Origin of the sequence: Chitinivorax sp. B (assembly GCF_005503445.1) — a bacterium.
Classification (GTDB): domain Bacteria; phylum Pseudomonadota; class Gammaproteobacteria; order Burkholderiales; family SCOH01; genus Chitinivorax.
Map to the genome: position 1 here is coordinate 61320 of NZ_SCOH01000010.1, position 11467 is coordinate 72786.

Genomic DNA, 11467 nt, shown 5'->3' on the forward strand with positions numbered 1-11467 from the left:
CACCAAGAACAGAGCGGCTACTCACAGTCCAAGCCACATGCCTGCTCATTTCAGGTTTTACTGGGCAGCCATTATACACAGCCACTAGAGCTTATACTCCACTCCCATCAGCTCAATGTGATACCGTGTGATGTGCCAATTGCTCACGTGCCAAATCTCCTAGGCGTTGCAACACGGCTTCAACCTTGGCCGACCAACGCAATCCACAATTGATGCGCAAACAATGGCGGTAAGCATCCTGATTGGCGGAGAATAGAGCCCCTGGGGCAAACGGAATGTCTTCCACAATCGATTTACGCAACAACGCAACGCTGTCAAAACCCTTGGGAAACTCGAGCCACAGTACGTAGCCACCTTGCGGTACCGTCAATCTCGTACCACTTGGAAAGTAACGCAGCACTGTTTCAGCATACTTATGTAGTTGCCCCTCCACTGATCGCCGTAACTTGCGCAGGTGGTGGTCATACCCGCCACTTTCCACGAACTGTGCCAATGTCAGTTGCAAGATCTCTGGTGTCGACATTGAACTGATCATTTTCAGGTTCTGTACTGCAGCGTAATACCGTCCGGGCGCCACCCAGCCAATCCGGAACCCAGGTGCCAGCACTTTGTTGAATGAAGAGCAGTACAGCACATTGCCGGAGGTATCAAACGCCTTGGCCGGCCAGGGGCGCTGGTCACCAAAATGGAAATCACCATAGATATCGTCTTCGATCAGTGGGACACGACGGTTGGCCAACAACTCAACCAATCGGCGCTTGTGCTCGTCCGGCATCAGGCTGCCCAGTGGATTGGAAAAGTTGGAAACCACCACCACTGCCTTGACGTCACTGGTTCGCATCGCCAACTCCAGTGCATCCAGCGAAATTCCCGTAACAGGGTGGGTAGGGATTTCCAGGGCTTTGAGCTTGAAACTTTCCAGTTGCTGCAATAACCCGAAATAAGCGGGCGATTCGATCGCCACCACGTCACCAGGTCGTGTTACGGCTTGCAGACACAGATTGAGCGCTTCGATACAGCCATTGGTGATAATCAGATCATCCGGCCGTAATTGCCCACCCCACTCCAGGGAACGGCGGGCAATCTGCCGCCGCAATTGCGGGTTACCGGGCGGAAAAGCGTACGAACCAATCATGCGGGCATGGCGTCGTGCCGTCGATGACAAAATACGCTGCAGCGCCTGATTGGGGAACAGTTCCGGATCAATCGCCGCACACCCCAGACCAGCCCCTTCTCCACGTTGTGATAGATACAGAATCTGCCAACGCAATTCATCGATTTCGACCTCACAGGGTACTGTTGGCGGTTGGCTGATGGTGGGCTCACGCCACTGGTTGAGCGGACGACGTACAAAAAAGCCGGCCTGAGGTCTAGCCTCGATCAAACCACGGTCTTCCAGTACACGAAATGCCTGGATCACGGTCGATAAGCTGACATCCCGCTGATTCGACAACTTCCTGATCGATGGCAGTTTATCGCCCGTCTTCATCGCCCCACTGGCAATCATGCCGGCAATCTCGCTTGCCAATGATTCATACAACAATCCCGATTTTTCCATACTCATCACATCTCTCCACCTGGCAGCGTGGTGATAACGCCCACACCCGGCCAGTAACAGTTACCCCGTTACATGAGCATAACAGTTTGTACGCAACTTGCACTGTACTCCCAGTAAACGTAACAGTTTGAGGCTGATATCTTCCGTACGAACTCCCTACCATATGCAATACCAACCCGCATTCGTCGAGTGCGCAGGTCTGGATCGATACGTGAAAGGAGCCACACCATGAAAACCTATCAATTAGCCATGCAAACCGTTCTCAGGTTGGATCGCGGTCGCACCGCCTTGATTACCTGTACCCGTGGCATGGTGTGGCTGACCGAGGCGGGCCAGGATATTGTGTTGCGATGCGGGGAAAGTCACCGGATTCGCGGCATGGACCGCACAGTGATTGAGCCGCTGGCCTACAGTACGGTGTCCATTGAGCACCCGGCGTTGGTCAAGGTGGCTACGCTCCTTGATCATGTTCAACAACGTTTTATTGCCAGCCTGGCGCGACTTCGCCGAGTGAAAACACTGGCCTCATGAACGAAAAAGGCCCAGTCATCCTCTGATGACTGGGCCTTTTTCGTTGCAGTTGGTGGAAAATGATTCCACCTTTTTACTTAGATCACGAAATCGGATATTGGCAACGCTTAGCGTACTGCCTGCCCCTGCAATGCAGCAATCCGGTCTTCCAATGCCGGGTGACTGGAGAACAACGACATCCAACCAGCACGGCCCGAGATACCAGACGCAGCCATATTTTGAGGCAGTTCGCCCGCTTGCATCCCACCCAGCCTATGCAACGCTGCAATCATCGCCTGCGGCCCACCCAGCAAATACGCAGCGCCTGAATCGGCACGGTATTCCCTTTGACGTGAGAAATACATGACGATGATGCTGGCAAGAATCCCAAACAGAATCTCACAGATGATCACCGTAACCATGTAGCCAATGCCAGTACCAGCGGACGATTCGTCGTCATTCCGCTTCAAGAACGAATCGACAAAATAGCCAACCACTCGCGCCAGGAAGAACACGAAGGTATTGACCACTCCTTGGATCAACGTCAGGGTCACCATATCACCATTCGCAACGTGCGCGATTTCATGCGCCAGCACAGCCTCGACTTCCTGCTCGTTCATGCTGTGCAACAAACCAGTCGAAACCGCAACCAGCGAGTTGGATTTGCTGGGTCCAGTGGCAAAAGCATTTGGCTCGCCATCATAAATGGCCACTTCTGGCATGGGAATATTGGCACGATCAGCCAGTTTCCTGACGGTTTGCATCAACCAGTATTCCGCTTCGGTACTGGGTTGTTCAATAATGCGAGCACCTGTTGACCACTTGGCCATGGTTTTGGACAACATCAGCGAAATGAATGCACCGCCAAAACCCATGATGGCCGCGAACACCAGCAACATGCCCAAATTCAGGCCGTTGGACGTCAGATAGCGGTTCACGCCGAGCAGGCTGGCAACCACGCTCAGCACCAACATCACGCCGATGTTGGTTGCAATCAGCAATACGACGCGTTTCATGATCAGTAATCTCCTTACAAGCAATAAATGGCGGGCATTAGCGTACCTGCCGGTACCTGGCAATATGCCAAGAAATGTCTCTGCAATGGTACGCGACTTGTCACAACGAAAAAATCGGATAAAAATTTAGTTATCTTTCGAATTTCCCGAATACTCAAATGCAGATCACTGATCTCAATTTCAAGCATCTTCGCTATTTCTGGGCAACCGCCAAGGAAGGCAGCATTACCCGTGCCGCCGACCGGTTGGACATGAGCGTACAAACCGTGAGCGGACAAATCGCGTTGCTGGAGCAACACTTGGGACGAGCACTGTTTACGCAGCAAGGACGCGGCCTGGTATTGACAGAAGCTGGACGGGTTGCGTTGGGCTATGCAGATCAGATCTTTTTACTGGGAGCCCAATTACAAGAAGCATTGGCGGAAGATACCCTGGGCCATACCCTCCGCTTCTCTGTCGGCATATCCGATGCGCTACCTAAGACTTTGATTTATCGCTTACTATCCCCAGCTTTACAGCTGGCGCAGCGCATGCGACTGGTGTGCAACGAAGGTGAATTTGACTCGCTACTGGCCGATTTGGCCTTACATCGCCTGGATATGGTCTTGGCCGATCGACCAGCGACGCATGGTACACAGTTGCGCTTGCATAGCGATGCGGTTGCCAATTGCCCGGTCATGATTTTCGGCACAGCTGCGCTGGCTGCAGGTTATATGAATGGGTTCCCCGACAGCCTGCATCGCGCGCCCATGCTGATGCCTACCCGTAACAATGCGCTGCACGCCAGACTGGAGCATTGGTTTGCTGCCAATGATATCCGCCCTGATATCATTGGTGAATTTGAAGACAGCGCCTTACTGGCCACATTTGGGCGACAGGGGTTGGGCTTGTTCCCACTACCCGCATTCAGTAAAGAGGATATGGCTCAGCAATTGGATGTTGCCTGTGTTGGCCAGTTACCTGGCATGGCCGCACCGATCTATGCCATTCACAGTGATCGCCGGATTCTACACCCTGCCGTTGAAGCCATTCGCACCAGCCAGGTAAGCTGATCTGCAATTGGTGACAAAACGCAGCTCATTCCTCCAATTGCTGAAGCAAGTACAAGCGTTGGTAGATGCCTTGCTCAATCGCCATCAACTCATCATGTGAACCCATTTCGGCAACCCGGCCGTGGTTCAGCACCACAATCTGGTCAGCATCGCGAATGGTGGACAAGCGATGGGCTATGGCAACCAAGGTAACCTTGCCATGCAGCGCACTCAATGCACGTTGCACCACTTGTTCCGTTTCACTATCGATATGCGCCGTGGCTTCATCCAGCAACAACACGCGTGGCCGGCCCGCCAAAGCACGAGCGATGGCGATCAGTTGTTTTTGCCCTGTGGACAGCCTGACACCACCTTCGCCCAGATTGGTGTCGTACCCCTGTTCCAGCGACAGAATCAATTCATGCACTTGTGCCGCTTTGGCTGCCGTCTCGATTTGGACCTGGGTCAACCCACGCCCCATATCGATGTTCTCGCGGGCACTGGCTGCCAGCAAAAACGGCTCTTGTGGCACCAACCCCACACCGGTACGAAACGCAGCATCGTTATAGTGAGTCAGGGCAATCCCATCGATATCGATCTCACCTGCCTGAGGTTGATAGAAACGTAACAACAGGCTCAACAGGGTGGATTTGCCACTACCAGTGTGGCCGACGATACCGAAGAAACCACCTGCAGGAATCTCCAGATTCAAGTCATGTAACACCCGCTGGTCCGGTAGATAACCAAACTGCAAATCCCGTATGGATACGGCCCCCGCAGTGACTTTGGCATCGCCACTGGCCGGTGGCGCTTCAGCCTCCTTTAGCAAGGTGTTCACACGTGCTGCAGCCACCACTGATTGCTGCAACTGACTGAATTGCATTGTGATCTGAATCAGTGGCTCAACAACGCGCGAAATATAACTGACAAAGGCGTACAGGATGCCAATCTCAAGCCCGCTGAATTCACGCAAGCCAAAACAGAATATGACCGTCACCAGCAACAATACATTCAGCAGATCCAGGGCAGGCCGCAGCAACCAAGCGTTGGCCCGGATTTCCACCAACCGGGAGTGATAATGTGCCCCATTAGTCTCTGCAAAGCGCTGGGAAAACCTGGTCTCGGCCTGACTGGCCTGCAATACAGCCATGCCGGCAATGCTTTCCGCCATTTGTGCATTGATGTCACTGCGTAATTGTCGCGCACGAGTCACAGCAGGTGCGCTCAAACGCTGGTAGAACCAAACAATCACCACCACGGCCGGGATCAGCGACGATACGATCAGCATCAGTCTCCAATCCAGCCACGCCATGGCAATCAATGCCCCAACCAGCAGAATGCAGCTGTCGAGCATGACAAACAGCACCTGCACGTACAAGGTTTTGACGGCTTCGGTGTCGTTGGTAACACGACTGACCAACTGGCCAGTGATCGCCTTGTCGAAATAGGCCATTGGCAGTGCCAGCACATGGCTGTAGACGGTTTCTCGCAATCGGCGCACTGATCGCATCGCCACACCAGCCAAACGAATCAGCTGAATATAGCGCAACATGGTAGCGACCACACCACTCAACAATGCAGCCAGCAATAGCCCAACGACCATCGGCCCCTCAAATTGCCGGGGCAACAGGTGATTATCAATAAATATCTTCCCCAGGATAGGGCCTGCCATCTCAAGCCCCGTGGCGACCAGCAGCCACATCAGGCCTGACCACAAATGTGCCTTTTCCGGTGCAGCAGCCTTGCTGAGCAAAGCCACCGCCCTGCCCTGTTCAGATTGCTGTAGATCAAATCGACTCAAGGCTGGCCTCCAGTTGTTGATAGCGCCATTGGCTGGCATACCAGCCGTTCAGGGCCAATAATTGCTCGTGCTGGCCGGCTTCAACGATATAGCCATGTTTCATCACCACAATGTAATCGGCATCCGCTACGGCACTCAGTCGATGGCTGACGATCATCACTGTGCGGCCGCGTCTGGTACCTCGCAAATGCTGCAGGATACGGGTTTCAGTTTCGGTATCAACCGCCGATAACGCATCATCCAGCAACAGTACCGGGCTTTCTGTCAGCAAGGCCCGAGCAATCGCCACCCGTTGTCGCTGACCGCCCGACAGGGTGACACCCCGCTCACCCACTGGCGTGTCATAGCCATCGGGAAAACGCATGATGTCCTCATGGATTGCCGCCAGACGGGCGGCATGCTCGATTTCTTCTCGGGAAGCATCCGGCTTGGCCAGGGAGATATTTTCCGCAAGCGAAGCAGAGAACAGAAAAGGCTCTTGCGCCACCCAACTGATTGCATGGCGCAGTGTCGCCAATTTGAGCTCGGCCAATTCCTGGCCAGCCCAACGCAAATGACCATTGGCAATGCCATATTGGCGTAGCAGCAACCTGATCAATGTGGATTTGCCTGCGCCAGTCGGGCCAACGACGCCAACCGTTTGCCCTGGTGATAATGACAGTTGCACCGATTGCAAAGCTGGGTGAATTTGACCTGGGTAAGTAAACGACACTGACTCGAATGCCAGTGTTCCCGTGGGAACATTCGTTTGTGTGCCATGGTCATCAATGGTCAACGGGGCATTCAATACTGGTTCCAGACGCCCCCAGGCAGCACGACCGCGCTCAATCAGTGACAGCACCCAACCTGCTGCAAACATAGGCCAGATCAGTTGTCCCAAATACATGGTAAAGCTGGTCATCGCACCAATCGTCAGCTGACCATGCCACACCAGATACCCCCCTAATGCCAGAGTAAATACGCTGGCCAGAGTCAATGCCACCCCAACAGCCGGTTCATATGCTGCCTCCCATTGCTGCGCAACCAGCCCCGCTTCAGCGGCATCTTCAGCCATACTGGCAAACTGCTGGGCACTCCGTCCTTCCAGTCCCAAGGCCCGCAATGTCCGTACGCCAGACAAGGTTTCATGCACGTGATCATTCAGTGCACTGAAGCGGTCCAATGCCGTACGAGATGCCTCATGCACATGATTGGAGATGTACCAGAAGGCCAGTCCCATGAACGGGAATGGTAATAGTGCAACCAGTGCCAGTCGCCAATCGATACCGAGTGTCATCATGGCAATCACCAGCACAAAAGTCAGCGAGCCATCGAACCCCGCCAGAAAAGCCTCACCTGCCGCCATTTCCACCGCGTCGATATCATTGGTGGCACAGGCCATCAGGTCACCGGTACGCTGAAGATGAAAAAATGCCGGGCCTTGCAATGTCAGCCGACTGTAAAGCTGTTCACGTAGTGACACGCCTAGCCGGTACGACGCCTTGAACAAAGTCAGGCGCCAACCCACGCGCAGAAAATAGATGACAATGCCCAAACCCACCAGCACAGACAATTGCCATATCAGTGCCATGCCGGTCAATTGGCCTGCCACCATGGAATCAATCACATTACCAACCTGGCGGGGCAGCCAAGCGGTCAAGGCTGCAATACCAGCCAACATGAAGGCAGAGACAAGGTAAGCACGCCAATGCTGGCGAACGAAACGGATCAATAAGCGGGAAAACGTCATGCGCACGTCCTGTTAAGTACGCATACAGTCAAGCCTTGGCAGAATTACGATACGTCAGCAGAAACCCTGCAAGACCCGGCCATATCGCACCACCATGGCTATCGGATGAGTGAGCCGGTTATTCTACAAGCAAGCAGTGGCGGGATGTACAGCCGTTTTCGAATTTAAATGCGAATATGATTGATGGCATGTTTCAGGCATGGATATGATCGTTGTATCTGGAGGTTACCCATCCCGGGCCTTTCCATTCGGATCAAACAATTGCCAGCCTGATGCGAAACGTGAAAACCGGAATAACGATAATGTTGACCCGCCCAAGCAAAACAGGATGCCCATCTAGTGGCATCCCGTCCCATTTTCATCCAACGATTTAGCGTGGCTAACAAAACAGCTGATGTTGCGCAGAATTGATAGCCAGATATACGTTGACTACTGAAGGATAACAGATGGCATGTCAATCCCAGCGGCCACAACGAGCCTTGATCCCGTTTAGCCTTGCCGAGCAGCACAACATGGGGCGGGAACACAGCAAAAGTTGTTTACGTGCAGCCTCAACAGAGGAGGAACGAAAAGCCAAGTCTTTGGCAGCTTGCCGCCTAGTTCTGGCTTTCCCCTTTGCGGGGTTTCTTTTGCCGCTTTCGGCAAGCAACACAGAGCACCCAAACAGGCCACTTGACCTTTGACTGCAAAGCCCGTGCGTAACCTCGGAAAATAACGGAGGCAATACATTGCTGCTGTAGACATGACAGGGATACGGCAAGGTGGCAAAAGGTATCAGGATTATTATCGGTCGCGCTTGGTATCGAGCTCAGGAAGTACGCTGATAACGCGGCGGCAAGAACAATGCTGCGATCTGTTGCTCGGGTTGTCGAGGCGACATGCCTGGGTAGAGCGGCCGAACCGGCTCTGCTGCACGCCCCGATGACATAAGGGCACTACCGATAGGTGCGGATGACGCGCCAGTGGCCGGTCTGGCAGTGGCATACCCAGGAACAGGAGCCAGTTCAAGTGTCTTCTTGACCAGTTTTTCGATAGCTGCCAACTGCTTGGTTTCGTCATCACCTACCAGCGAAATCGCCGTTCCGGTCGCACCAGCCCGGCCAGTACGACCAATACGGTGTACAAAGTCTTCCGGGGTATTGGGAATCTCATAGTTGACGACAAAAGGCAGGTCTTCGATATCCAGGCCTCGTGCAGCCACATCGGTTGCTACCAACACTTTGACTTTACCCTCTTTGAACTGGGCCAGTGTCTCAAGCCGTTGCTGCTGGGTTTTATCACCGTGAATGGCCTCCGCAGCAAAACCGTCACGTGCCAACTCGCGAGAGAGACGCTCCGCCCCCTGGCGCGTATTGCAGAACACAATGACCTGTTGCATCTGGTGATGGCGAATCAGGTGCGCCAATGTAGACCGCTTGCGAAATCCATCCACTTGATGGACCACCAGCGTAACCTGCTCATTGGTGGAATTACGGCGGGCCACTTCGATGACTTGCGGACTACGCAGGAATTGATCTGCGAGCTTCTTGATCTCTGGCGAGAAAGTTGCCGAAAACAACAGCGTCTGCCGTTCCGGCGGCAACAGGGAAATGATGCGGCGAATATCCGGCAGGAAACCCATGTCCAGCATACGGTCAGCCTCATCCATCACCAGGATGTCAACACGGTTCAATACCACGGTCTTTTGTTGCACGTGATCCAGAAGACGGCCAGGCGTCGCGACCAGGAGTTCAACCCCAGCACGCAAAGCAGGAATCTGGCTATCGATATTGACCCCGCCGAATGCAACCGTCGACCGCAGCGGGAGATACTTGGAATACACCTTGACAGAGTCTGCCACTTGATCGGCCAACTCCCGAGTTGGTGTCAAGATCAAGGCACGCAGTGGGTGACGTGCCGGGGAAGGGCTATTGTTGGCCCCTGGTTGCAACCGCTGCAATATCGGCAATGTAAAACCAGCGGTTTTACCTGTGCCAGTTTGTGCAGCGGCAAGCACATCACGACCTGCCAGCACGACGGGGATCGCTTGGGCCTGAATCGGCGTCGGCTCGCTATACCCTTGCTCGGCGACCGCGCGCAATAGTTCTGGTGTTAGGCCCAAATCGGCAAATGACATCAATACTCCTTGCTGATACGTTTTTCGTATCTGGTCAAACATGGTCTGGATGCGCGGATAAGCGCATCACAGCTGAATTTTTTGATTATATAAGAAATACGTTAACAACGTATTGTCAACAAACATATTTTAGGCTGACTCACCACAAATGACCGTACACTCCCATGTCTGTCGCGCCAATTTGCAGACAAACGGGTAATCGTCATAAATTCACCTCCGATCACGCCATCCACATCAGCATTACAACTGCCAAGTTGCAATCCGGAATCTTGTGTCCACACCGCCTAGAATACAAGTCAGGCGACCAGATTCCGAATCGTGACTAAACAAGCAGCACAACAATGCATGGTGGCTCGTGTGATCAGCAGGGCCATATTGTACCGGATGGGTACGCCATCACTCTGCTTTTCGGCAAATGTGAAAAATCGACATGACCGGATATTTCATGGATGTCAGTGAGTTTTACCTGGGCAGGCAACCCGTAGTCGATCGCCAACAACGATTGGTTGGTTTTGAATTGTTGTTTCGATGTGGCCTGTCAAATGCCGCCGACGTACCTGATGACGTATCAGCCACCGCCACAGTCATCAGCCATGCTTTTGGTGATGTGGGCATTCAGGAAGTACTGGGGCCCTATTTTGGGTTGATCAATGTCTCAGAAGACTTGTTGCTGTCCGACGCGATCGAATTGCTGCCAGCCCAACGAATTGTGCTGGAGATTCTGGAAACGGTGGAGCTATCTCCTACCGTCATTGCACGATGCCAGCAGCTGCACAAAAAGGGCTTCAGATTTGCGCTGGACGATGTTGTCACACTCACACCACAAATGAAAACATTGTTGCCATTGATCAGCATCATCAAGTTGGACATCCCCAATCTGCACATGACCCAAGTACGGCAGTTATGCCAACAATTGGCAAATCGGCCCGTAAAAATCCTTGCGGAGAAGGTCGATGAACCGACGCTATTTACTCAATGCAATGAGGCGGGTGCTAGCCTGTTTCAAGGCTATTACTTTGCGCGCCCTACTGTACTGTCGGGGCGAGCCTCAACACCATCAGAGATGGCACTTCTCAAGCTGCTTGGGTTAACCATGCGGGATGCGGAAACAGCAGAAATTGAGGAATGCCTGAAATTGAATGCGGACTTGTCCATCAATCTGATGAAACTGGTGAATTCTGTCGCATCTGGCTTGAGCTATAAAATCAGCAGCTTGCATCACGCAATCACGATACTGGGGCGTCGCCAGCTTCAACGATGGCTTCAATTATTACTTTACACCTACGGCCACCATCCACAGCAAGGGCCAAGCCCGTTGATGCAATTGGCTTCAACACGCGGCCGTTTCATGGAACTTCTGTCCATCCACCTGTACCCTGACGATTATGCATTACGTGAGCGGGCCTTTACTGTCGGGCTGCTGTCTCTGTTGGATGCGCTGCTGAACAAGCCACTATTGGAGCTATTGACCCCACTGAACCTGGCCAATGATATCAACCAGGCTTTACTGGCACGGGAAGGCATATCAGGTGAAATGCTGCAGGTAGCCATCCAGACAGAAACACGGGGCAAGGTACAAACCCCGTCTCAGTTATATTTGAAGCTGGGCACCACCATCGTCAATCGACTTCAGACCGAAGCACTGCGCTGGGTCAATGAATTGAGTGCCGACATGCACAACTGAACCTTACCTGCACCTTAATCCG

At 53.2% G+C, this 11467-nt stretch carries 8 protein-coding genes; 3 read left to right on the forward strand and 5 right to left on the reverse strand.

Annotated features, from left to right (window positions below; genetic code table 11):
- Positions 1–112: 112 nt before the first annotated feature.
- Complete coding sequence (locus FFS57_RS08315; RefSeq protein WP_249383944.1) at positions 113–1564, reverse strand: aminotransferase-like domain-containing protein; 1452 nt, start codon at positions 1562–1564, stop codon at positions 113–115.
- 222 nt (positions 1565–1786) lie between these two features.
- Between FFS57_RS08315 and FFS57_RS08320 the strand changes: the two genes are divergently transcribed.
- Complete coding sequence (locus FFS57_RS08320) at positions 1787–2089, forward strand: DUF2917 domain-containing protein (RefSeq protein WP_137937318.1); 303 nt, start codon at positions 1787–1789, stop codon at positions 2087–2089.
- A gap of 107 nt (positions 2090–2196) precedes the next feature.
- Here the strand turns inward: FFS57_RS08320 and htpX are convergent, their stop codons facing one another.
- Positions 2197–3084, reverse strand: a complete 888-nt coding sequence (htpX, locus tag FFS57_RS08325) for a protease HtpX (protein WP_137937319.1) — start codon at positions 3082–3084, stop codon at positions 2197–2199.
- Positions 3085–3242: 158 nt separating this feature from the next.
- Between htpX and FFS57_RS08330 the strand changes: the two genes are divergently transcribed.
- Positions 3243–4136 (forward strand): LysR family transcriptional regulator, encoded by an 894-nt coding sequence (locus FFS57_RS08330; RefSeq protein WP_137937320.1) that lies wholly within the window; start codon positions 3243–3245, stop codon positions 4134–4136.
- Positions 4137–4161: 25 nt separating this feature from the next.
- On the opposite strand, the gene FFS57_RS08335 is transcribed toward FFS57_RS08330, so the two are convergent.
- The 3 genes from FFS57_RS08335 to FFS57_RS08345 all read right to left on the reverse strand — a co-directional run bounded on the left by FFS57_RS08335 (position 4162) and on the right by FFS57_RS08345 (position 9761).
- Positions 4162–5817: an ABC transporter ATP-binding protein gene (locus FFS57_RS08335; RefSeq protein WP_249383947.1), complete on the reverse strand. Its 1656-nt coding sequence runs from the start codon at positions 5815–5817 to the stop codon at positions 4162–4164.
- A gap of 85 nt (positions 5818–5902) precedes the next feature.
- Positions 5903–7645 carry an ABC transporter ATP-binding protein gene (locus FFS57_RS08340; RefSeq protein WP_137937322.1) on the reverse strand — a complete coding sequence of 581 codons (1743 nt, stop codon included), beginning with the start codon at positions 7643–7645 and terminating at the stop codon, positions 5903–5905.
- Positions 7646–8453: 808 nt separating this feature from the next.
- Positions 8454–9761, reverse strand: coding sequence for a DEAD/DEAH box helicase (locus FFS57_RS08345; RefSeq protein WP_137937323.1), 1308 nt, complete (start codon positions 9759–9761; stop codon positions 8454–8456).
- A 430-nt stretch (positions 9762–10191) separates the two neighbouring features.
- Here FFS57_RS08345 and FFS57_RS08350 point away from each other — a divergent pair, with 430 nt between their 5' ends.
- On the forward strand, positions 10192–11445 hold the full coding sequence (locus tag FFS57_RS08350; protein WP_137937324.1) for an EAL and HDOD domain-containing protein: 1254 nt from the start codon (positions 10192–10194) through the stop codon (positions 11443–11445).
- Positions 11446–11467 lie beyond the last annotated feature (22 nt).